A 23,934-nucleotide genomic window follows, 5' to 3' on the forward strand; every position below is an offset into this window, starting at 1 on the left:
TATATATTTCTAAAATTTGATGGATAAAAGTAATAAGTGATCCATATAATTCTATCATACTTGAAAATACAGTAAGTATTCGTTGGGAGTTCAGAAGTTTATTTATTTTTATTTATCAAATTAAAGACACTAAAAAAAGCCCCCGAAACAACGGGGACGAAATGTATATCTTGTATGGTTAGTTCACACCGTCTCATCCGTAAACGTTTCACCGGTCCGGCGTACGGTTGCTCCGAGTTCCGCCGCAATCGCGTTGATCGCTTCCGAATCCTCGTTGACCTCACTGATGATGATGACGCCGTAGTGGTCGGGATTGATCTGGTTGAGTGTCCGGTTAAACAAATCAAACGAATCGCGTTCGTTTTTTTCGTCACGGTTCGCCCCGATCAGGTATCCGGCGACGGAACCGACAAGCATGCCGAACGGTCCACCGACAACGCCGACGGCCATCCCAATCAACGAACCTTTAAACGATTGATCCTGTTGCGTGAAGTCGATCGCATCGATGAAGGAGAAGCCGTCCGTCTCATTGCGTTCGGCGAGAACCATCTGTTCCATTTCAATCTCTTTGATCGCTTCGAGGTCCTTGATCATTTCAAATCCGGTTTTTGCTTTTTCCAAATCGTTGAAAATAATCGTCGTGACGACGTGAGTTGCATCATTTTTATATTGTGCCATAATTTCCGCCTCCAGAAAGTTCTGATGTCGTTCTACAATTTACTTGTACCCGTAACAGAACCATTAAAAACTAGAAACGGTGTGCCGTTGTAAGCATATGATTGATATAGTTTCTCAATTAGGTGATAAGTAAAACTTATTGAAGGTCTTTTGTTCTTTCAAATTGTAACGGGGCTCATATTATACTATGATAGAGCTGTACAAGTAAGCGGTATCAGGGGCTTGATGTCGTCAACACTTAAAGGGGGAATCAGCATGAAGCAAACGCAACCAACGCAAGACGTGTTTGGTGCACGCCGTTCGTTTGAAGCAAACGGTAAAAATTACAACTATTACAGCATTGAAAAATTGGAAGAACTCGGTCTGACGGAAGTCAAACGTCTTCCGTATTCAATCCGTGTGCTGCTTGAATCTGTCCTTCGTCAACAAGACGGTCGTTCGATTACACAAGAGCATGTCGAAAACTTGGCGAAATGGGGAACTGCCCAAGTATCGAATGATATCGATGTGCCGTTCAAGCCGTCACGCGTCATCTTACAGGATTTCACAGGCGTTCCGACTGTCGTCGACCTCGCTTCACTCCGTAAAGCGATGCAGGACCTCGGTGGAGATCCATCAGTCATCAACCCGGAAGTTCCTGTTGATCTCGTCGTTGACCACTCGGTTCAAGTCGATTCTTACGGATTTGCCGGCGCACTCGCTGAAAACATGGATCTTGAGTTCGAACGTAACGAAGAGCGTTACAAATTGTTACGCTGGGCCACAACAGCATTCGATAACTACCGTGCTGTACCGCCTGCAACAGGAATCGTCCACCAAGTTAACCTCGAGTACTTGGCATCTGTCGTTCTTGAAAAAGAAACAGCAGACGGTTCGGTTGATGTTTATCCGGATACACTCGTCGGAACAGATTCGCATACAACGATGATCAACGGACTCGGTGTCCTTGGTTGGGGTGTCGGTGGAATTGAAGCGGAAGCAGGAATGCTCGGACAACCGTCATTCTTCCCGGTTCCTGAAGTTATCGGTGTCCGCATCACAGGTGAAATGCACCCTGGAACAACAGCGACAGACGTTGCTCTTCGCGTGACGGAAATGTTGCGTCAGCAAAACGTTGTCGGTAAATTCGTCGAGTTCTTCGGACCGTCACTTCACTTGATGTCATTATCTGACCGCGCGACAATCGCCAACATGGCACCTGAGTACGGCGCAACTTGCGGATTTTTCCCGGTGGATACGGAAACATTGACGTACCTCCGTCTGACAGGCCGTGACGAAGACTTGATCGAAAAAGTCGAGAACTACTCAAAAGCAAACGGCTTGTTCTACACGCCGCAAAACGAAGATCCAACGTTCACGAAGACGGTTGAACTTGATCTGTCGACAATCGTCCCTGCCCTTGCCGGACCAAAACGTCCACAAGACCGGATCGATTTGACGGACGTGCACACGTCATTCCAAAAAGCGTTGACAGCACCACAAGGAAACGCCGGTTTTGGTCTTGCTGAAGAAGAAGCAAGCAAAGTCGCTGTCGTTCAATTTAAAGACGAAGCGGTTGAGATGCGTACGGGAGACCTCGCGATTGCAGCAATCACGAGCTGTACGAACACATCGAACCCGTACGTCATGATCGGTGCCGGACTCGTTGCGAAAAAAGCAATCGATCTTGGACTGACGGTTCCGAAATACGTCAAGACATCACTTGCTCCTGGATCAAAAGTCGTTACGGATTACCTTGAGAAATCAGGTCTTCAACCGTACCTCGATCAACTCGGCTTCAACACAGTCGGTTACGGCTGTACGACATGTATCGGAAACTCAGGTCCGCTTGACCTTGCCGTCGAAAATGCGATCCTTGGATCAGACCTGCTCGTCTCGTCTGTCCTCTCAGGAAACCGGAACTTCGAAGGACGGGTTCACCCGCTCGTCAAAGCCAACTACCTGGCATCACCGCCACTCGTCGTTGCTTATGCGATTGCCGGAACAGTCGACGTCGACATCATGAACGCGTCACTCGGAACAGGCAAAGACGGACAAGAAGTCTTCTTCGCGGACATCTGGCCGTCACGTGACGAGATTCAAACGATCATCAACACCGTCGTCACACCGGAAAGCTTCCGTGCCGAGTACGACTCAGTCTTCACAGGAAACGAACGCTGGAACAACCTGGACGTACCGACAGGCGATCAGTATGACTTCGACGAAGAGTCGACATACATCCAAAACCCGCCGTTCTTCGAGAACCTGGCGAAAGAGGCTGGTCACGTCGAAGCCTTAAACGATCTCCGTGTCTTCGGTAAGTTTGCGGATTCTGTCACGACAGACCACATCTCACCAGCCGGTTCATTCTCGAAAACGACACCAGCCGGACAATACCTCGTCAGCAAAGGTGTCGCACCAAAAGACTTCAACTCATACGGTTCACGCCGTGGTAACCACGAGATCATGATGCGCGGAACATTCGCGAACATCCGGATCCGTAACCAGGTCGCTCCGGGTACAGAAGGCGGCTTCACGACGTACTGGCCGACAGGCGAAACGATGGCGATGTACGACGCTGCGATGAAGTACAAAGAAGATGGCACAGGTCTTGTCATCCTTGCCGGTAAAGATTACGGAATGGGTTCATCACGTGACTGGGCAGCGAAAGGGACAAACCTTCTTGGCGTCAAAGCCGTCATCGCCGAGAGCTTTGAGCGGATTCACCGTTCGAACCTCGTCATGATGGGTGTCCTGCCGCTTCAATACGCAGCCGGCACATCAGCTGAATCGCTTGGCTTAACAGGCGAAGAATCAATCAGTATCGCGATCGACGAGTCGGTTCGTCCGCGTGACGTCGTCGAAGTTACAGCGACAGCTGCAGACGGAAAAGTCACGAAGTTCGAAGCAATCGCTCGTTTTGATTCGGAAGTCGATATCGATTACTACCGTCACGGCGGAATCTTACCGATGGTTCTCCGCGAACGCTTGCAAAACTAAACCGTTTACATTAACGTTTGAGGTGGGGGAAACCCCACCTTTTTTGATGCAGAAAGGGGCGAGACCGTGAACCGATTCAAGAAATGGTTTCAAGCAAAAGAAGAACTCGAGCTGCCGGTTCGCGACGTCACGCTCGATGAAGTCAAACGGGCGACGCACGATTTTGAACTGGCGTTGCCGAAAGGGACGAACCGGACGATTCTGCTCGATGAAGAACAACGGATTGATTTAACGCAACTTGCGCCCTATCTCGGTGCCCGCTCGACGCAGGTCTTCTATATGTCACGGGAAACATTTACGATCATGGAAGCGAAAGATCATTTGACGGTCTATGAAATGGATCATGTTCAGGTCGCGGTCGACCGGTATTTTGACAAAGAACGGAAATTACCCCTCAAACCGTACTCGAAGACGTTCCAGGTCGATTGTGCGAAGCTGTTTGAGCAAGGCTATTTACGGGAGTTGCCCCATCAAACGTATTACCTCGTCGATGAGTCGATGATTGTCTCACTCGAACCAAAAACAGATTAAATCAAGGTGGACTGCCGGATCGACGGGCAGTTCACCTTTTGTGTTTCGTCAAGGAAGAGATCAGAACGATTCGAAACAGAATCAATTGTTCAAAAGTCTGACGTATTTCTTCAGAAATGCGTGAATCTTGGACAAACCCTTTGTATTCTAAGCCTAAAACCGATACCATTAACATGAAACGAGACAAATTTAGGATGGTGTACATGGCATGACGAAACGAACGAGCACATGGATTGCAGTCGCAATCGTGGCAATGGCGATACTCCTTGCCTATAATTTTTACCTTTTGAATAAGACACAGACCGCTAATGAAGATAAAGCTGCTCCGGTCAAACCGTTTTACACGATGTCGCGGATTCAGTACGTCGAAAAGAAACTGTCGACGACGGAAGACGCTCTCGAGACGCGGACATATGAAGTCGTTTTTGATGACAAAGGCCACTTCCGGACAGAAGTCATCGACGGACCATCGAAAGGAACGATGGCGATTTGGGACGGGAAGATGTTCCGCGAATACGATGCCGACGGAAAATTGTTGAATGAGACGAAAGCGTCGAAGAGTGTCAGCGCACCGCGTCCGTTCTTGTCACGCGGCTTTAACGAACAAATCATCAAGTTCATCGAAAATGGTGACTTTGGTCAAGTCGAAGGCGAAGCCGATATCGCCGGAAATGCGGCTGACGTTTACGTCAAAAAAGAGCCGGCAAGCACAGTCCCGAAAGAATGGATCAAACAGTATCCATCGTTCTTCGATAAGGACGACAATGCGGAAGAAGCGACCTACTATGTCGCGTCCGACCGGTCGAAAGTACTTGGAGCCGAGTCACGTAACAATGGAAAACTTTTTTATTCGGTCAAGATGAAAAAAATCGAGACACTGGATACATTCGATCCAAACTGGTTAAAAGCTAAATGAGGACAGACCGACTGGAGTGTCACACCGTGACGACCACAGTCGGTTTTTTCGAGAAGCGGGAGGAATCAAGATAACATGAAGACGTTCTCAAAAGAGGAGATGTTCAAACAAATTACGGCTTGGGAAAACGGGGCGAAGGTCGAAGAAGTTCTCGCCTTACGTTATGCCCAAAGCAGCCGCCTATTACAGGAAACAGAAGCATTAGTCCGGATTTTAGCTTTACTCGTCGAACACCGTTACATCATGACGGGACGGATCGATGCCCTGGCCGAAAGCTGGATGCAGGAAATCCGCCAGCACGACCGGCTGCCGGAACGGCTTGAACAGTTGCTGATCGAACAGCAGCTCCAGAGCAGTTACCAATTGCTCGTCGCCAACACTTTTCCGACGATCCGCGAGACGGACAATGCCAATGCGAAACGGTCAGCGACAAAGGAACTGATCCAACAAGCGGGGCAAATCCTGCACGAGACGGAACAGGTCGTCGAACAGACGGAACGGTTGCGCCGGCTGGATGCTGCGCGCTGGTCGGAATTGTTCGAAGCCGGAAAAGCCTTATTGTTGTCGAGTGCGACGCTTGAGCAGATTGCGACGGAATTTCTCGACAGTCTGCAGGAACGGTTTTATTCGCGTGATGCCTTCCGGGAGATGACGGAACTGAAAGCGACGGCACTGCAAGATTTACGCCGGGTTGTTGCGTTACTTCCGGCAGAAATCAAACAGGTCGAACGGTCGGCGCTCGAGGAACTCGATGCGATGATCGGACTGGAAGACATTAAGTTGCGTGTCCATCAGATGTATCGGTTCTTGAAGTATCAGCAAAAACGGACGTCGGACGGGTACCGCTCGAGCGATCAACCATCCCTCCACATGATCTTCATGGGGAATCCAGGGACCGGTAAAACGACGCTTGCCCGGTTGATGGCGAAAATCTATCACGAACTCGGTCTGCTGGAGCGGCCGGAAGTCGTCGAGACGGACCGCTCGTCGCTCGTCGGAGCGTTTGTCGGTCAAACGGAAGAACAGGTCATGAGTAAAGTCCGGGAAGCGGTCGGAGGTGTCCTGTTCATCGACGAGGCCTACGCCTTAAAACGGGCCGGTCAAAGCGGCAATGATTACGGCCAAGCCGCAATCGATACGCTTGTCGCTGCGATGACGAGCGGCGAATACGCCGGTCGGTTTGCCGTCGTGCTAGCCGGTTATCCGGAAGAAATGCGTGATTTTCTGAAAGCGAATCCCGGTTTGCGGAGCCGTTTCCCGGAATCGAATCATTACCTGCTTGCGGACTATACGGATACGGAACTGCTTGAAATCGGCCGTTCGATTGCGACCGTCAACGATTATGTCCTGACGGAGCAGGCGGAGCGGGCATTGCTGTCCCGGCTCGAACGGGAACGGGTCGACGCGAGTTTCGGGAACGGACGCGCCGTCCGCAATATCGTCCTCGATGCCATCTTCAAAAAAGGGGCGAGTCTCGGGGAAAGTGCCAGTCACGAAGATTTTGCGCTGCTCGAACAAGCGGATTTTGAACTTGTCGCTTCAGACGATAATACGGTCGAAGAACGACTCGAACAGCTTGTCGGATTACAGCCGCTGAAAGCGGAAATTAAACAGATCCAAGCCCTGTTGTCGATGCAGAAGCGCCGCCAGGAAGCCGGATTTAAAGTGTTGCCGGTCGAACTGCATGCGGTCTTCAGCGGCAACAGCGGAACCGGGAAAACGACCGTCGCGGCTTTGTATGCCGATGTCCTCCGCCAGTGTGGTTACTTGAAGCGGGGCCACTTGAAAGTCGTCAGCCGGGCCGATCTTGTCTCGGGCTACGTCGGTCAGACCGCGCAACAAACGCGGGACGTCATCCGTGATGCGCTCGGCGGTGTTTTGTTCATCGATGAAGCCTATGCGCTGAACGGCGGCGCCAACGACTTTGGCAAGGAAGCGATCGATACGCTGGTCGATGAGATGACGAAACATGCCGATAATCTCGTCGTTGTCCTCGCCGGTTACGAACAGCCGATGCAGGCCTTGCTTGCCAGCAATCCCGGACTGAAGTCGCGTTTTAAACGGGAGTTCCATTTCCCGAACTATGCGAAGGAGGAACTGATTGAGATCATCATCAATTATGCCGCCCAGTACGGGTATCAATTGACGGATGAAGCGAAACAGACGCTTGAGCAGATGATTGAAACGGTTCCGAACGGCAATGCCCGTGCCGCGATTACGATTGTCGAACGGGCCATTGCAAAGCAATCCGTCCGATTAATTGACAAACTTAGCTTAACGGGTTCAGAATGGTCCTATCTTGAAAAAGAGGATTTTTAAGGGGGAAGCTTCATGTACACGATTGAAATACCAGTCCGTTACGCCGAAACCGATATGATGGGCATCGTCTATCATTCGAATTATCTCGTTTATTTTGAGATTGCACGGACAGAACTGATCAAGTCACTCGGACTTGACTACAAGGAAATGGAAGAAGCCGGATATGTCTCGCCGGTCACGAATGTGAATCTCGATTACAAACGGTCGTTGACGTACGGTGACGTGGCACATGTGTCCGTCTGGATCGATCATTATGACGGTCTGCGGACGATTTACGGTTATGAAGTCAAAAATGCCGACGGTCAACTGGCGGTCGCAGGAAAAACGTCGCATGTCGTCGTCAAAAAAGAGAACTTCCGTCCGATCCGTCTGCCGAAAGTCTTTCCGAACTGGCACGCGATTTACGAACAAATGCGTACCGATGATGCTGCACTCATCTCAAATTAAGCCTCCGCCCTCAGCAGGATTTCTTGCGTGAGGGCTTTTCTAATCAGTCGATTAGAGGTAACATAGAATAGCACCAAGGAAGCGGGGAATTAAAATGAAAAAAATCGTAGCAGTCAGTACATTGGCGCTCCTCCTTGCAGGATGTAACCCTGGGGATCAGGAAGCGGAAGACAACTCAAAAACCGAACAGGCGAATAAAAGCGCAGACGAAAAGGCCACTTCAGATTCTGAAAAAAGTGATGCCGAAGTAGCGAAAGAAAAAGAAGCAAAAGAAGCGGCAGAAGCGAAAAAAGAAGCCGACGCGAAAGCGGAAGCTGAGAAAAAAGCAGAAGAACAGGCAGCGGCCGATCAAAAAACAGCTGAAGAGAAAGCGGCCGAAGAGAAAGCAGCTGAAGAGAAAACGACGGAAGAGAAGTCATCGGACGAATCTTCGACAGAAGACAAATCGGCCGATAAAAAAGACGACGGGAAAACCGATTCCGCTCAGGATCCGGAACCGGCCAAACCGTCGAAACCGGAGTCCGAAACACCGGACGTCGATAAATCGGATACAAAAGCCGATCTGTCACTGGGTGAGTTAGTCGTCGTCAACAAAAAGTACAGCTTGCCGATTGATTACAAACCGTCGGATTTAGTCGTGCCAAACGTCAGCTTCTCGTATTCAGGCGTTCTCGAACAAAGTTACATGCGGGCACCGGCAGCGAAGCAAATGGAAAAAATGTTTGCCGATGCGAAAGCCGATGGTGTGACACTGAACGCTGTCAGCGGATTCCGTTCAGGTTCACGTCAGACGGTTCTCTACAACAACTACGTCGCCCGTGACGGAAAAGCGGCAGCCGATCAATATTCGGCCCGTCCTGGTCACAGTGAGCACCAGACCGGACTTGTGTTTGATATCTCGGCACCGAGCGTCGGGAATGGATTGACGGCAGAACTCGGAGATACAAAAGAAGGAAAATGGATTGCGAACAACGCAGCGAAGTATGGATTCATCGTCCGGTACGACCGTGGGTTCCAGTCGCGGACTGGGTACACGTATGAGCCATGGCACATCCGGTATGTTGGTGTCGGTCCAGCCACACAAATTAAAAATAATGGGCAGACTCTCGAAGAATATATGAAGGTCGGTCACTAATACGTTGGAGGTTGACCATGATTGAAATCATCGGGATTTTAATTTTAGGCTATTTACTCGGCTCGATTCCGTTTGCTCTGCTTGTCGGAAAATGGGGACACGGCATTGATATTCGGCAGCACGGCAGCGGGAATCTCGGGACGACGAACACGTTCCGGGTCCTAGGAAAAAAAGCGGGGATCATCGTCTTGATTGGTGATCTCGGCAAAGGGGCAGTCGCCAGTCTTGTGCCGATTCTGCTTGCTTCCGAACTGCATCCGCTGTTTGCGGGTCTAGCGGCCGTCGTCGGACACATTTATCCGGTCTTTGCCAGGTTCAAAGGCGGAAAGGCCGTCGCGACGTCCGGCGGGATGCTGCTCGTGACGAGCCCGATTCTGTTCCTGGTGCTGTTGATTTCCTTTTTGACGACGTTACGACTGAGCCGGATGGTTTCACTCAGCTCAATCGTCTCAGCAAGCATCGGTATCGTGGCTGCCATCACGATCGGTATCGTCGAGCAGGACTGGATCGTCCCGACGTTCTTTACGATTCTTGCGCTGTTCGTCATCTTTAAACACCGTGAAAATATCAGCCGGATCCGTCAAGGGACGGAATCAAAGATTGGTATGTTTGCGAAAGATAAAAAAGACACCGATTGATTTCAACCGGATGCTGTTGTTCTTCTGTAAAGGAAGGACAGGAGGATCCGTTTTTTTTTGTGAATATCTTGTTAATCTGAAAAATAAACGAATTCAACAACATTTCATAGGAATTACACGTTTTTTTACACCGGATTTACAAGACCTTTACAGACGTTCGCTACACTAGAAGTAGTACTTGTCTGTGAAGGGAGTAGTTCATGTGTCGTTATTAGGAGAGGAACGAAAATCACAAATCATGCAATGGCTCGAAGAAGAAGGAAAAGTCATGACGAAGGATTTGATTGACCGTCTGGATGTCTCCGGGGAGACTGTCCGGCGTTATCTCGAGGAACTCGAGCGGGAACGACAACTGAAGCGGGTTTACGGGGGAGCAATCTACCAAGGCGGCAAACAAGAATCGCCGATTTCAAGACGGACCGATCAATTGTCCCGTCGGTTGGCGCGTTATGCGAAAGGTTGGCTGGCGGACTACTCCTGCATCTTTTTAGGCAAAGGGGAGCCGGTCGAACATCTGTTACCGTACTTGAGCGGCAGCGCAACGATTGTCACGAACTCGTTGTCGATTGCCAGTCATCTCGAACAGTGCCGGGAAACGGGACCGTTCCACGGCGAAATACGATTACTCGGCGGAACCGTCGATTCATATGGACAGACGGTTGGGGTCGAAGTCTTGCAGGCGCTTGATGCCTATGCGTTTGATGCGTCTTTTTTGACGTTCGACGGAGCCGAGATCGAGCGGGGATTCGTCAGTGATGACATCGAGTCGTCGTTGATTCAAAAAGCCATCATCGGTCGGACAAAGGATGTCTATGCCTTTTTGGCGTGTGACGAATTCGAGGGCAACCGGAAATATAAGGTCGCGGAATTCCGCCGCGCTAAAATCGTTCTCAGTCCCTCGACCTATCCGCCGTCTTGGGAGATGAAGCTGTTTAATGAACGGGTGAATTGGACCGTCGTCTCATGATACACTAGGGCGGGAGGGATGTATCATGTTAGAAATCATTGCAGCAACAGTAGAAGAAGCAACAGCCGCCGAGCGGGCGGGAGCCGACCGGCTGGAACTCGTCTCGGCCTTATCAGAAGGCGGATTGACGCCGAGTTACGGATTGATCCGGCAGGTCTTGTCTTCGGTCGAGATTCCGGTCCACGTCCTCGTGCGACCGCACAGTAAATCGTTTGTCTATTCGAAAGCCGATCAGGAAACGATCATCACGGACATTGATTTGATTCGGGAACTCGGAGCAGCGGGCATCGTCGTCGGATCCTTGACACCGGACGGTCGTGTCGATGAAGGATTCCTCGGACGGATTATTAAACATAAAGGCGACTTGTCGCTAACGTTCCACAGGGCGATCGACAGCAGTCGGGACATCCTGGAAGCTGCGGAAGTCCTGGCTGATTTTCCGGAAGTCGACCGGATTTTGACGTCCGGGGCACAACCGACGGCACTGGAAGGTCAAGCTGTCATCGCCGAACTAATCGAACAGCACCCTGACCTGATTGTCTTGCCGGGTTCCGGTATCACAGTCGAGCGGGCGGAAGAATTACTTAATGCAACGAACGCAACCGAGTTACATGTCGGATCCGCTGTCCTCGTCGACGGTCAAGTCGATCCGGAGAAGGTCAAAGCGTTAAAACAATTGCTGGCACGTTAATCAAAGTTATTCGTTGGCGTAACAGTTAACCTTATGAGAAAAGAGGGCAGATTTGAATCTGTTCCTCTTTTTTTATTTTGAAGAAACCACTTCATTCACGAGACTCCTACAGGAAAAAGCGCAATTTCCATTGCGCTGTCAGAGACAAACAAGACCCGCTTCCCTGACCATAATGGCAGGGAAACTGGCTTGTGTCTCGTCTGAGGAAAGCGAGTGAAGAAAAAGTGGTTTCGGTTGCGTCGCTTTTTAAAGAAGAGAATTAAATCCAATTATTACAGCTGTCCAAAAATCGTCACATCTTCAGACTTGTGAGGGGATGATTGCTATTTTTTCAAAGCAGACTACGGTACACTAAAACAGGAATGTTGAAAGATAAAGGAGTTCATTATGACAAATTTACAGTACAAACAGGCAGCACTTGCGACGTTAAAAGGGAAGTGGCTGACAGCGCTCAGCATCTCGATCATCTATTTCGTCATCTTTGCGCTGGCTGCCAGCCGGATGTCGTTTGACCAGGATAATCTCGACAGTATGTTACGGTTCGTCGCCTTGAACATCGTCGTGACGATTGTGCTGTCACCCGTCACGCTTGGACGGACAATTGCCTACTTACGATTCGTCCGCGGAGAATCAGCCGGTATCGGGACGTTATTTGAAGGGTTTGCGTCGATCCGTTTCTACCTGAAGACGATGGCAGCCTATACACTGGTAACGTTACTCGTTTACATCGGTTCTTTTTTGATCCTCCCGGCAATCTACTTTTACCTGATGTACCGATTGGTGCCGTTTTTATTGGTCGACCGACCGGATCTGTCGTTTATCCAGGTCCTTGGTGAAAGCCGCCGGATGATGCATGGACATAAATGGCGCCTTGCGAAACTTTATCTCAGTTTCATCCTCTGGGGGATTCTTGCGCTGCTCAGTACCGTCGGAGTTGTTTTGCTGACACCGTATTTTGATACGACGATGGCGCACTTCTATGAACAATTAAAAAAAGAACAACAGACAGCAACGCGTTCAGCATAAAAAAACGAGTCTGACTTCCCTCCTGTGCGGAAGCGTCAGACTCGTTTTTGTCGTACTTTTAATGCGACGGTGTTTTCTCTTTTAACAACAGGTAGAGAGCCTGTGTACCGGATTCGGCATGACCGGATGCTGCCAGCTCGTCGTATAAATCTTTGACGAGTGCAAGTCCCGGTGTCGCAATCCCCATTTCCTCGGCCCGTTCGAGTGCCAGGTTCATGTCTTTGATGAAATGTTTGACGAAGAAGCCTGGTGAATAGTTTTCCGCGATGACACGCGGAATCAGGTTTTCAAGAGACCAGCTGCCGGCAGAGCCGCTTTTGATCGTCTCGACGAACTGTGTCGGATCGATTCCCGATTTCGTGACGAACAGCAACATCTCGGCTGTCCCGATCATCGATCCGGCAATCGCAATCTGATTGGCGAGTTTGGCCGATTGTCCTTGTCCCGGACCTCCGAAGCGGGCGATGGATTTCCCCATCGCATCAAATATCGGTTTGACCGTATTGAATGCGTCTTCGTCACCGCCTGCGAGAATCGCAAGCGTCCCGTTTTTCGCTCCGAGATCGCCGCCCGTGACCGGTGCATCAAGAGCAGTGATGCCGTTTTGAGCAGCCTGCTCGGCAATCCGGATCGCGAGCGCCGGACTCGATGTCGTCATGTCGATGACGATTGTCCCCGGTTGAGCGGAGGCTAAAATCCCGTCGTCCGCCAAGTAAATCTGTTCGACGTCCTGCGGATAGCCGACGATCGAGATGACGACGTCGGCATCCGAGACAGCTTCCTGAATCGTATCGACGATGATGGCCCCGTCCTGTTCGAGCGGCAAGCCTTTTTCTTTCGTCCGGTTGTAGCCTTTGACGGAAAAACCGGCTTTTAACAAGTTGCGGACCATGCCTTGTCCCATGACGCCGAGTCCGATGAAACCAATTGTTTTTGTCATGTATTACTCCCCCTGGTCGTTTCGGTTTGACCGATGAATTGTTGCGTTACGAGTTTATTATACAAAACATTTGTCTCAACGAGGGTATCATGTGTCCCGATGCCGGAAACACGTCCCTGTTCGAGGACGACGATTTGATCGGCGTGACGGACCGTCGCTAAGCGATGGGCAATGACGAATGTCGTCCGTCCTTCCATCAGGCGTTCGAGCGCTTCCTGGACGACCCGTTCCGATTCCGAGTCAAGGCTCGAAGTTGCTTCGTCGAGCAATAACAATTCCGGATCCCGCAGGAGGGCGCGGGCAATCGCAATCCGTTGCCGTTGACCGCCGGACAGTTTAACACCGCGTTCGCCGATTTCCGTGTCATATCCGAGCGTAAATGAAGAAATGAATTCATCGGCATTCGCCATCTCGGCGGCGTCGCGGATTTGTTGTTCCGTGACATCTTGCGTCAAGCCGTATAACAGATTGTCGCGGATTGTTCCCGACAAGACGGGTGAGTCCTGGGCGACATAACCGATCGCATTACGCCAGCTGGCCAGTTCAAACTGATCAATTGCATGCGGACCGAGCTCGATTTGACCGTTCGTCGGCAGATAAAAGCGTTCGAGCAGAGCGAACAAGGTCGATTTACCGGAGCCGCTCGGACCGACGATTGCCGTGGTTTGACCACGCGGCAGGGAGAAGGTGACGTCGTGCAACAGTGTCGTGTCGTCATAGCCGAACGACAAATGATTAAAGTGAACGGCTGCGAACGGACGCTTAACCTGTCGGGTACCGTCCTGTTCCGGTCGTTCTTCGAGCAGTTCCGAAATCCGTTCCGTTGCCCCGCGCGCTTTTTGTAATTTCGAGACGAACTCGGTCATCGTCACGAGCGGCGTCATGATTTGAAACAGATATAACGAAAAGGCGACGAGTTCACCCGCCGTAATCTGATTCGTCGAGACGCGGTAAGCACCGAAACTGATGATGACGATTAACATCGAGGTCAGGGCGACGTTGAAAACGGGCAGTAAGATTGCCTGAATCTTCCCTTCTTTGACACCGAAGCCAAACAGATGTTCAATCCGCGTTTTTCCGCGTTCCATTTCATAGGTTTCTGTCGCCTGTGATTTGACCAAGCGGACTTCACCGAGCATCTCTGCAAAAAATCCCGATAAGCCGGCGAGCTCTTTTTGCGTCTCCCGTGAAATCTGATGCAGTTTCCGAACGAGCGGAATGATGATCAATAATGTCAACGGGACGGCGATGACCATGACGAGCGTCATTTGCCAGTCGAGGAAAAATAAAATCGTAATCGCACCGACAATCGAGACGATTGAGGTCAACAGACGAACGAGTTGCTCCGATAATAATTGTTGTAAGGTCGTCGCATCGTTGTTGAGACGTGAGACGAGTTCGCCTGACTTCGTTTCGTCATAGAACGGAATGGGTAAAGCTAGCAAGTGTTTCCACAACATCGTCCGCAAGTTGGCGACGATCCGTTGCCCGGCGACTTGCAGCCAGTAGATGGAAAAAGCATTGCTGATCATCTGGACGATGAAGACCGTGATGAAGAGGGCGACCAAGCCCGGTGTGACCTGATCGATGGAGAAGTTGTCGATCAGGGATTTCAAAAACCAGGGAATCATCAAAGCAGCGAGTGCCTGAATGATTGAAACCGTCACGGCAGCTGACAGCAGTCCGACCGGTGGTTCGCTTTTCTTCAGTAAGGATAAAAATGAGGTAAATGTTGCAGGTTTCAATTCGGCACATCCTTTCCTTTCTATTGTCGGTTCTATGGCAGTTACGGTCAACTTCGAGTGCTGGACTTGACAGTGATTCCGGTCGTCACGGACACTTAATGAAAGCGAAGTAACAGAAGGAGTGACGTGACATGAAAATATGGATCGATGCAGACGGCTGTCCGGTCGTCGATTTGACGATTCGATTGAGCAAAGGATACGAGGTTTTTTTAGTCTGTGATACAGCACATCAGTTTAACCGGGAAGGGGCGACGACGATTACGATTGGTCAAGGAGCGGACGCCGTCGACTTTGCCATCGTCAACCGGATGGCGCCGGGAGACATCGTCGTAACCCAGGATTACGGTCTGGCTGCCCTCGCCCTCGCACGCAATGGACGAGCCGTTGATCAGAATGGTCGGATTTTTACAAACGAAAACATAGATTTTCTTCTACATACACGACATGTCGGTCAAGAAATCCGGCGGGCAGGTGGACGGACGAAGGGACCCAAAAAACGGACGCGGCAGGAAGATGTTGCATTCGAACAGGCATTTAAACGTTTATTAGCGGAAACGACCGCGCGTTCTTAAGTCAAATACGAGACGAAAAATTAAAATCTCGTGTTATAATTTTAAACATGAATGCATGAATCGGAAGGAGGAAGCCCATTGAAAAAAATCGTACGATATCGTCCGGAAAAGAAGACGAGACCGTATCGTCTGAAGACCAGTCCATTTCCCGTCAAGACGTTACAGACGACCGACCGTCAACGGATCGGTCAACTGACACAGGACTTGGCGGAAGTGGAACATAAATTGAAACACCGCAACGAAATCATGGAAGCATTGGCAACCCAAAGCGTCGAGTCAGCGTGTGAGACATTACTCGTTAAGTTGCTGAAACTCATCAATCTTGAGGCGGGGGCCATCCTGTTATATCGCCGTGAACAATTGAGTCACCTTGTGACGCAAGGGGTGGAAGACATTGAATTGATCGAAAAAGATTTGGATCAATATTCTGTGTTACGCCGTGCTTTTGTCATGCGAAAATCGGTTCAGCTCCCTCTAGCAGAGATGATGTATGAATCGGCGATTCCTGTCCAGTCACCAAGCAATGGCGGTGTCGTCGGTGTCATCTATCTCAAACATCCATTCGAGCAGTTCAACTTGGAACAGGTCGGGGATATTTTGGATTTGTCACGCAAACTCGGAATGACGCTGGAACGTCACCTGTTGTTCCATCAAATGGAGCATGAAAAAATCAAAACGTACCAATTACTCGATTCGATTCGGGAAGCGGTCTTATATATCGAAAGCAGCGGGGAACAGATTTATGCCAATCAGGCATTGTTGAACATGTTCCCGCCAAAGCTCGTCAGTCAATCTCAAGGCTTCCGCCATGCGTACGAACGGGCGACTTCCTTATTCGAACACGTCGATCAGCCCGATGCGCTGCATGACTATATCGGTCAATTAATGAACGGGGAGATTCCCGGAGAGACGATTGAACTATCGGCTTTTCGTGGGAATCTGTTGCTGAGTGCCTATGCCGAACGAATCGCCATCGCCAATGTCGAGTGGGGAATGATGCTCGTCTTGCGGGATGTCACGAAAGAAAAAGAACTGGATTTGAAACAGTCGGAGTTCGTCTCGATTGTTTCGCATGAATTAAGAACACCGCTCTCGTCGATTATGGGCTTTACGGAACTGTTGATGCGTCGTTCACTCGATGGTCCGCGTCAAAAAAAATACCTCGAGACGATCCATTCCGAGACCGTTCGTCTGGCAGAGCTGATTGATGATATTTTAGAAATCCAAAAAGGTGAGGATGTCTCACAAGGCATCGTCAAAAAACGGTTGGACCTTAAACGATTGGTATATGAGATGCGACCGATGTTCGAGCTTGCGAGCAGTAAACACCGGATTCGGGTCCTGTTTGAAGCGGGCGATTATCAGATGACGGCGAGCGAAGAGAAGATGAAACAGCTCTTCACGAACTTGATCATGAATGCTATCAAATATTCACCGGACGGAGGAACGATTCAAGTCCGGGGTCACATGAAGGGATCACAGATGGTCTTGACGATTGAAGATGAAGGAATCGGAATTCCGGAAAAAGCACTCCCGTTTGTATTTGATAAATTTTACCGGGCTGATAACTCGGACACGCGGAAAATTGGCGGAACCGGTCTTGGTTTAGCGATTTGCCGGATGATTGTCATGGATCACGGCGGGTCGATTGCCGTGCAGTCAGAAGAAGGAAAAGGCAGTACGTTTACGCTTCAATTTTCGACTGAAATGACAGAGGACTAACGAAGAAAGGAGGGACGGACCGTGGATAACTCGCAGATGCGATATGAAGCCTTACACCCGCTTGTCGAAGATATCTTAAATCAATTGAGTGAAAAAATCGGCGTCAATACACTGTTTTTCGCATTAAATGACTCAAACAGTAACTTTATCGTCAAGGCGATCAATCAGGGAAAGGAACTGATTGAAGAGGGAACGACACACATCTTCCAACATGTCCTCTGTAAACTCGTCATCGATGAAACAGACGGTAAGATTCAAATCAATGAATTATTGGCGAATCCGATGACAAGTCATCATCCGGTCACCCAAACACTGGGAAACGGCAGTTTTCTTGGTGTCGCGATTAAAAATGCCAACAACGAAAAAATCGGGACGTTGTGTGCTTTTGATGATCAACCGTACGAATTCAGTAAAAGCGAATTAGAGATGATTGAAAATTACGCGAACATCATCAGTAAATCAATCAGCGTCGAGACCTATGTGATCAAAGATGCATTGACAGATGTCTATAACGAACGATACATGAACCGATTGATTTCGAGTGTCTTGAGCCAGCCGACCTTTTTGATGGTCCTCAATCTCGATAACTTTCATGCGATCAATGCGAAGTACGGATACCGGATTGGAAATCAGGTGCTTCAGGAAATTGCGTCACGCTTAAAATATGTCTCGATTCCGGAACACGTCGTCGGACGGATGGAGGGGAACGAGTTCATTGTTCTTGCCCCTCTGGAACAAGCGGATTTTACGGATCAAGGCCGGACATTCGCTGAATCCATCATTCAGGCGATTGAGGAGCCGATTAAAAATCTTGCGGACGAACCGATTCGTTTGACGGCTTCGTCAGGTGTCAGTCTGTTAACGGGCGACCACATGAACCGCCAGACACAGGTCTATGCAGCAGAAGCCCTGATGCAACAGGTCAAACTGGACGGAAAAGCGGGTATTTCATTTGTCGATCAGCAACGCGAGGTCGAACAACATCCGTTTAACCGTGTATTGGAACAGGAATTGGAGCAAGCGTTAGAGCGCGGGCAGTTCGAATTGTATTACCAACGGATTTTTAACGCCAAACTGGGCCAGACGGTTGCCGTCGAAGCACTGCTTCGCTGGAATCATCCGGTACTCGGATTCGTCAGCCCGGCCGATTTCATTCCGATTGCGGAACGGACAGGGAAGTTTAGTCAAATCGGTCACTTTACGATTGCCCAGGCGATCTCGGACAGTCTCCGGCTGGAGACAGAATTGGGGCGTCCCGTGATAATTTCGATTAATCTCTCCGCCAGTCAATTCAAATCGGATGCGATGCTTGCCGATCTGTTAGAGTTCGCAAACGGTGCGTCGTTCAAGAAAGAGCGGATTGTGCTTGAAATCCGGGAAGAAGTTTTGCAAATCGGGAAACGGAAAGTCATCGAACGTCTGGAAATGTTACGCCGGGCAGGTTATCGTCTGAGTGTCGATCATTTCGGGAGTCATTATGCTTCACTCAATTCCTTACTCCGTTTACCGGTCCAATCGGTTAAGCTGGATCCGATCTTTACACGGCGTCTCGTTCAAAACCAGCTCGAACAGTCGATGGTCCAGTCCGTGTATTCGTTGACACAGGCACTTGGAATTTCGCTTGTCATTCAGGAAGTCGAAACAAGTGCTCAGTTCCAGCACATCGTTGCGGTGGGAAATCCACTGTATGTACAAGGACATTATCTGCATCATCCGCAACCAATCACGAACTTGATTGCCGATTTTGCAAAGATCACGCATACCCAGGATGTTTAACCGTCTCTCGTAAGGGAATACTTTAATCATCATGATTCAAGGGGGATGTTACTATGTCAGAGCAACACGAAAAAGAAACGGATCCGATTACATCGGGCAATCGTATGACGAACGACGATATCGCAGGTCGTGATCAATCCGATACAGCAGCACAAAATGAGTCGGATTCAAAATCCGAGCACCACGAAAAAGAGCCGCAGTCCGACAATCAAGACAAGAAGTCAGCGGATTCGGAATCAACAGATCAACCGGATTCTGAACCATCATCTGACGAAGCACCTGATTTGTCTCACGAAGCTGATGAAGACGGCGATGTGACACCGTCTGATGCAGACGATCAACAAAAATAATCGGGCACTTGTGCCGGCTTTTATACAAATGGGTCTGACTTAAAAGTCACTCTCTACAAAGATCAGGGTGGCGGAATGATAATCTGCCACCCTGATCTCGTAAAAAAAGAATCACTCGCTTCACGCAAGTCCTACAGGAAAAAGCGCATTTTTGCGCTGTCAGAGACAAACAAGACCAGATTTCCTGCCTAAATGAGGCAGGGAAACTGGATTGTGTCTCGCCTGAGGAAAGGGCGTGAAAGAACGAGTGATTCTTTTTTGAGTCCGCCCCATTTTGTTTTTTTAGAAAATCTTATACGGAAACAGGCAGTGGATGAGCGAGTTCAATCGCCACCGCCGCCGCCACCATCGCCACCGTCAAATCCGCCGTCCGCCATTCCGCCGTCTGTCGCATGGGACGTATCCGTCAAGTCGACCGGGAACAGGAAAACGGGGATGAAATCAGTCGAATTCGTCCAGTCAGCCGGGCTGTACGGAGTAAACAATTGGTGCAACGTCGGATGATCCGCAAGATAGAGCCGGACCGCCGTCAGGAAAATTAAATCCTTCCGGTATTTGAAGTGGGGGTTTTGCCGCAAACGGTCTGATATCTGTTCAAGTGCCGCGCGATGTACTTCCGGTTGACCGAGTAGCGCAAGCAACGCATGAAACGACAGTGGAATCCCGTGTTTGCGGTAAGCGTTCCGGGACTGGACGAGCTGATTAAGATAAAGGTGGTGGTCCTCGTCCGGTAATAAGGCAAATAAGAGTGCCGTGACATACGTTTGCTGAGACCGCCCGAATCGCTTTTTCAACATGTCATACAGCGCTTCGATCTGATCATGGATTGTTGATAACTCGCCCCGGTGTAAACTGTTTAAAAACAGAAACGAGATCAGCAGGGGCGAGACGATGAACCGGTGTGAGGTTTTGCAAAGGCGGTATAACGAGACGGTCCGCTCAAGTTGGACATCCGTCGGCTGTAAACGGCTGATCAATAAAGCGGTCGAATAAGCATTGAGCGGATGGACGAGCCGGTGTGTTGCAAAAAAACTATAAATCGACATCATCGGGGCAATCCGTTCAGCCGGTTCTGCATCATAAGCCTGAATTTTTGAAGCAAGCAACAACGCTTGTGTCTGATGGGAGCGGAGATGCTCTTCCAAAAACCGAGCCGTCTTCTCCAACTCCGGAAAAGGTGCGGGATGTCGGCCGACGACAGCATCAAAAGCAAGTTCGATTAAAACACCATCCTGGTAAGTGACGAAATAATGTCCTGTTTCATCTAAACGTTGTAAAAAACGTTGTTCGAGTTCCATCTCCTGCACCTCATCCTTTTTTCCCTATTTTACCATGACACATAAAAGAAAGACGGTTACTTTTCTAATCGGTCAATCAATCGTTCAGCTGCCCGGCGGTACAAGTTGCTCATATGGGCGAGCGATAAAATCAGTTGTAACTGTTCGAGATGATCCAAGTCATCCGTCGGAGGCTGCTGCTCCTCGAACAAGGTCTGATTGACCGCTGTCGCATCGAGATACGTTTGATAAAAGTCTTCCAAATCAATTGTTTGTTCCGTAACACCGGTATTCAAGTCCGTCAAAATCGTTTTGATGTCATTGATTGAAAACGTTCCTTTCAGTTGATAAATCAGGCTGATCAGGATCAAATGATTTTTTGTATACTTTTTGTTTGTGACCGGGAAAAACAGTTTTTTCTTGGCATAATTGTTAATCATCGTTTTCGTTAAGATGGTTTCGCCTTCCGTCCGCGTCGTCTCCTGAAAGGTCCGTTCGAACAACTGGATGACCTGATCCATGTAGAGGTCGATGTTCGGGATATCCGTTAATTCCAACTGGCGGTCGAACGATGGTGTCGGTTGATCTGGCTGTGTCATGAAAATACCTCCAAAAAAAATAGTGCGGAATGGCTTCCTATTTCTCTAGTGTATGATAGAATGTTCATATAACGCCATGTAGTATTAAAAACTACATAACAACGGAGGGAAATTATGAAAACGTATATGAGAGAACCCATCAATGGTCTGACACATCTGGGTGGAGCTGTTTTGGCTTTCGTCGGACTGCTCGCACTGGTCATCAAAGCAGCACTGGAGCGGGGAGCCGGACTAGCGATTGTCGCGGCAATTATCTTTGGTGTCAGCATGATTGCCTTATATGCTGTCTCGGCGACGTATCATATGGTACTGGCCAGTGACCGGGCGATTGCGACGTGGAGACGTCTCGATCATTCGATGATTTATCTGCTGATTGCCGGGTCCTACGCCCCGTTTTGCCTGATCAGTCTGAACGGACCGACCGGTTGGGTCCTGTTCAGCATCGTCATGCTGATTGCTGTCTTTGGGATCACCTTTAAGCTCGTCTGGTTCAACAGTCCGCGCTGGTTGTCGACGACGCTTTACATCGGAATGGGATGGATCATGGTCTTTGCGATCACACCGCTCGCAGCAGTCCTGTCGCCGGTCGGAATCGGTCTATTGTTCCTCGGTGGAATTTTCTACACGATCGGCGGTATCATCTATGGATTAAAGCCGCGTGCTCTTTCGTTCAAGCACCTCGGTTTTCACGAGATTTTCCATGTGTTCGTCCTGCTCGGCAGCTTGGCACATTTCCTCTGTGTCTACTTCTTTGTCATTTAATGAGTGTAACCAAACATCCTTTCTTTAGCGGAAGGATGTTTTTTGTTAGCAAAGTATTTCATTGGCAGGTTTCCCGGGAAGGGAAGCCGAAGGAAACGAAAGGACAGGATTAATTAAAGGAGGAAAAGTGATGTCGATTACGCAATCCCGCTGGCAGCTTGAAAAACTGTATTCGACTGAGGACGTGAAACAGACGATTGACAGGTTACGACAGGAACTGGATCAGCTTCAAACCGGCCAACCTCCGGTGTCTTTTTATTTGCCGCATCTTGAGCGAATCAAAAGCCACGTTGAAGAACTGAGTGATTTTGTGTATTGCCTGTACGCGGAAGATGTTTCGCGTCATGAAGTGGGAAGGCTGCTTGAGCAGACCGAGACGCTGCAAGCAAGTCTCCGGACAAGTGAAACGGTCTTTGAGGAACGGTTATCGAAGCTGTCTGAAGCAGAGTGGACAATTCTCCAATCTGAAACGCCGTCTTATTATCTGACAGAACGCCGTGCCATCATGGAACGGCGTCTATCGGCTGAGCAGGAACAAATGATTCAAGCACTGGCAATCGACGGTTTTTCCGGATGGGAACAGTTGTATGAACAGCGTTTGACCGGTTTACGGATTCCGCTTGATGAAGAAAAGGTCACAATCGGACACGCCCTGCATCAGGTTTTTCATGGGGCAACACGCAATTACCGGCAAGCGGCAGCGACAGCTTTCGCAAAGACGTGTGCTGCTGAACGAGAAGACTTTGCGATGATTTTGAACCGGATAGCCGGTTTTCGATTGCAAGTTTACACAAAACGCGGATGGGAGGATCCGTTAACGGAACTGTGTGAACAAAACCGGATGCAACGGACGACAATTGAAGCGATGCTTGCAGCGATAGATCAAAATCGTTCGCTGTTCCAGTCCTATTACGAACGGAAATTGCGTCTGGCACATGTCACGGAACCGGCATGGCATGATTTAGAGGCGAATACCTTTACCTCGCACGATCATGTTTCCTATGACGAGGCGCAATCGATCATTCTGCATCAATTTGACCGGTTGCATCCGCGATTAGCAGTCTTTACGAAAGAAGTATTTGAAAAAGGCTGGATTGATGCGGAAAACCGGCCGTCTAAAGCAGAAGGCGGCTTCTGTGCCTCGTTCCCGGTCGCTAAAGAAAGCCGGATCTTCATGACGTACCGCGAAGCGTATCCGGATGTCGTCACGCTTGCTCATGAACTGGGTCATGCTTATCATAATTCGCTGTTGCACGAGTTACCGTTTCTTGATCAGATAAAAGGAACGAGCAGTGCAGAGACGGCTTCGACATTCATGGAAAACCTGGTCCTTGACGCCGTCATCGAACAATCGGCGGGCGAAGAGAAACTGGCTATGCTGGAAATTAAAATCAGCGAAGGATTAAAATACGTCGCAACCATTCCGAACATGTTCCGGTTTGAACAACGTTTTTATTCGGAGCGACGGCAGGGGCCGGTTTCAAGCGACCGGATTACTGAACTGATGCGGGAGGAGGATGCCCGCTTTTACGGCGGTGTACTGGCGGAACCGGATCCATATAAATGGATTTTTGTCGGTCATTTCTATGATACGGAAAAGCCGTTCTACAATATTCCCTACACGGTCGGTTACTTGCTGAGCAATCACTTGTATACGGCGGTCAAGCAATCAAATGAGGCGTTCACCGGACAATTAGAACCGTTGTTACGCGCATCGGGACAGGCGACAATCGAAGAGCTGATTGAGCAGTATATAGACGGCGAACCGGGCTCAATCAGTTTTTGGCAACAGGCACTTGAACCGCTCCTGTCGGCGATTGAAATGTACTTACAAGAGACGGTCAGACTCGTCGATTGAAGTCGG

At 49.5% G+C, this 23,934-nt stretch carries 21 protein-coding genes; 16 read left to right on the plus strand and 5 right to left on the minus strand.

What is annotated here, in order from left to right; translation table 11 throughout:
- Positions 1 to 183 precede the first annotated feature (183 nt).
- Entirely contained in the window at positions 184 to 678 is a 495-nt protein-coding gene (locus KNP91_RS02440; protein WP_214765166.1) for a hypothetical protein, read from the minus strand.
- A gap of 255 nt (positions 679 to 933) precedes the next feature.
- On the opposite strand from KNP91_RS02440, the gene acnA reads away from it, so the two are divergent.
- The 10 genes from acnA (at position 934) to KNP91_RS02490 (ending at position 12,327) form a co-directional block, all read left to right on the plus strand.
- Positions 934 to 3,657 (plus strand): aconitate hydratase AcnA, encoded by a 2,724-nt coding sequence (acnA, locus tag KNP91_RS02445; RefSeq protein ID WP_214848433.1) that lies wholly within the window; start codon positions 934 to 936, stop codon positions 3,655 to 3,657.
- A gap of 66 nt (positions 3,658 to 3,723) precedes the next feature.
- The gene (locus KNP91_RS02450; protein WP_214848435.1) at positions 3,724 to 4,188 is read left to right on the plus strand and encodes a DUF3939 domain-containing protein; all 465 of its coding nucleotides are present in this window, start codon (positions 3,724 to 3,726) and stop codon (positions 4,186 to 4,188) included.
- Between the two features lie 208 nt (positions 4,189 to 4,396).
- Complete coding sequence (locus KNP91_RS02455) at positions 4,397 to 5,104, plus strand: hypothetical protein (RefSeq protein ID WP_114596152.1); 708 nt, start codon at positions 4,397 to 4,399, stop codon at positions 5,102 to 5,104.
- 75 nt (positions 5,105 to 5,179) lie between these two features.
- Entirely contained in the window at positions 5,180 to 7,423 is a 2,244-nt protein-coding gene (locus tag KNP91_RS02460; RefSeq protein ID WP_214848437.1) for an AAA family ATPase, read from the plus strand.
- A gap of 12 nt (positions 7,424 to 7,435) precedes the next feature.
- Entirely contained in the window at positions 7,436 to 7,870 is a 435-nt protein-coding gene (locus KNP91_RS02465; RefSeq protein ID WP_214848440.1) for an acyl-CoA thioesterase, read from the plus strand.
- 94 nt (positions 7,871 to 7,964) lie between these two features.
- Positions 7,965 to 9,005, plus strand: coding sequence for a M15 family metallopeptidase (locus KNP91_RS02470; protein ID WP_214848443.1), 1,041 nt, complete (start codon positions 7,965 to 7,967; stop codon positions 9,003 to 9,005).
- Between the two features lie 17 nt (positions 9,006 to 9,022).
- Complete coding sequence (plsY, locus tag KNP91_RS02475; RefSeq protein ID WP_012370049.1) at positions 9,023 to 9,643, plus strand: glycerol-3-phosphate 1-O-acyltransferase PlsY; 621 nt, start codon at positions 9,023 to 9,025, stop codon at positions 9,641 to 9,643.
- Between the two features lie 202 nt (positions 9,644 to 9,845).
- On the plus strand, positions 9,846 to 10,610 hold the full coding sequence (locus KNP91_RS02480; RefSeq protein ID WP_012370050.1) for a DeoR/GlpR family DNA-binding transcription regulator: 765 nt from the start codon (positions 9,846 to 9,848) through the stop codon (positions 10,608 to 10,610).
- 25 nt (positions 10,611 to 10,635) lie between these two features.
- Positions 10,636 to 11,301, plus strand: a complete 666-nt coding sequence (locus KNP91_RS02485) for a copper homeostasis protein CutC (RefSeq protein ID WP_214848447.1) — start codon at positions 10,636 to 10,638, stop codon at positions 11,299 to 11,301.
- Positions 11,302 to 11,688: 387 nt separating this feature from the next.
- Positions 11,689 to 12,327, plus strand: coding sequence for a DUF975 family protein (locus KNP91_RS02490; protein ID WP_114596145.1), 639 nt, complete (start codon positions 11,689 to 11,691; stop codon positions 12,325 to 12,327).
- 58 nt (positions 12,328 to 12,385) lie between these two features.
- Here KNP91_RS02490 and KNP91_RS02495 read toward each other — a convergent pair whose 3' ends face one another.
- Both KNP91_RS02495 and KNP91_RS02500 read right to left on the minus strand, forming a co-directional pair.
- Complete coding sequence (locus tag KNP91_RS02495) at positions 12,386 to 13,267, minus strand: NAD(P)-dependent oxidoreductase (protein ID WP_114596144.1); 882 nt, start codon at positions 13,265 to 13,267, stop codon at positions 12,386 to 12,388.
- Positions 13,264 to 15,012, minus strand: coding sequence for an ABC transporter ATP-binding protein (locus KNP91_RS02500; RefSeq protein WP_214848450.1), 1,749 nt, complete (start codon positions 15,010 to 15,012; stop codon positions 13,264 to 13,266). The genes KNP91_RS02495 and KNP91_RS02500 overlap by 4 nt, the downstream gene beginning before the upstream one ends.
- Before the next feature lie 131 nt (positions 15,013 to 15,143).
- Between KNP91_RS02500 and KNP91_RS02505 the strand changes: the two genes are divergently transcribed.
- The 4 genes from KNP91_RS02505 (at position 15,144) to KNP91_RS02520 (ending at position 19,432) form a co-directional block, all read left to right on the plus strand.
- Positions 15,144 to 15,584, plus strand: coding sequence for a YaiI/YqxD family protein (locus KNP91_RS02505; protein WP_114596142.1), 441 nt, complete (start codon positions 15,144 to 15,146; stop codon positions 15,582 to 15,584).
- A gap of 78 nt (positions 15,585 to 15,662) precedes the next feature.
- Positions 15,663 to 17,306, plus strand: a complete 1,644-nt coding sequence (locus tag KNP91_RS02510) for a sensor histidine kinase (RefSeq protein ID WP_251135839.1) — start codon at positions 15,663 to 15,665, stop codon at positions 17,304 to 17,306.
- A gap of 21 nt (positions 17,307 to 17,327) precedes the next feature.
- A complete protein-coding gene (locus tag KNP91_RS02515) occupies positions 17,328 to 19,082 on the plus strand; it encodes a putative bifunctional diguanylate cyclase/phosphodiesterase (RefSeq protein ID WP_353048706.1) in 1,755 nt (584 codons plus the stop codon).
- Positions 19,083 to 19,135: 53 nt separating this feature from the next.
- A complete protein-coding gene (locus tag KNP91_RS02520) occupies positions 19,136 to 19,432 on the plus strand; it encodes a hypothetical protein (RefSeq protein ID WP_114596141.1) in 297 nt (98 codons plus the stop codon).
- Positions 19,433 to 19,755: 323 nt separating this feature from the next.
- Here the strand turns inward: KNP91_RS02520 and KNP91_RS02525 are convergent, their stop codons facing one another.
- Together KNP91_RS02525 and KNP91_RS02530 are read right to left on the minus strand one after the other, a co-directional pair.
- A complete protein-coding gene (locus tag KNP91_RS02525) occupies positions 19,756 to 20,730 on the minus strand; it encodes a DUF4003 family protein (protein ID WP_214765117.1) in 975 nt (324 codons plus the stop codon).
- A gap of 56 nt (positions 20,731 to 20,786) precedes the next feature.
- Positions 20,787 to 21,308, minus strand: a complete 522-nt coding sequence (locus tag KNP91_RS02530; RefSeq protein WP_214765115.1) for a DUF1836 domain-containing protein — start codon at positions 21,306 to 21,308, stop codon at positions 20,787 to 20,789.
- A 114-nt stretch (positions 21,309 to 21,422) separates the two neighbouring features.
- Here KNP91_RS02530 and trhA point away from each other — a divergent pair, with 114 nt between their 5' ends.
- Both trhA and KNP91_RS02540 read left to right on the plus strand, forming a co-directional pair.
- The gene (gene trhA, locus KNP91_RS02535) at positions 21,423 to 22,070 is read left to right on the plus strand and encodes a PAQR family membrane homeostasis protein TrhA (protein ID WP_214765112.1); all 648 of its coding nucleotides are present in this window, start codon (positions 21,423 to 21,425) and stop codon (positions 22,068 to 22,070) included.
- Between the two features lie 130 nt (positions 22,071 to 22,200).
- Entirely contained in the window at positions 22,201 to 23,928 is a 1,728-nt protein-coding gene (locus KNP91_RS02540) for a M3 family oligoendopeptidase (RefSeq protein ID WP_214848452.1), read from the plus strand.
- The last annotated feature ends 6 nt before the right edge of the window (positions 23,929 to 23,934 follow it).

Source organism: Exiguobacterium sp. s138 (assembly GCF_018618775.1).
In the GTDB taxonomy this organism is placed as follows: domain Bacteria; phylum Bacillota; class Bacilli; order Exiguobacteriales; family Exiguobacteriaceae; genus Exiguobacterium_A; species Exiguobacterium_A artemiae.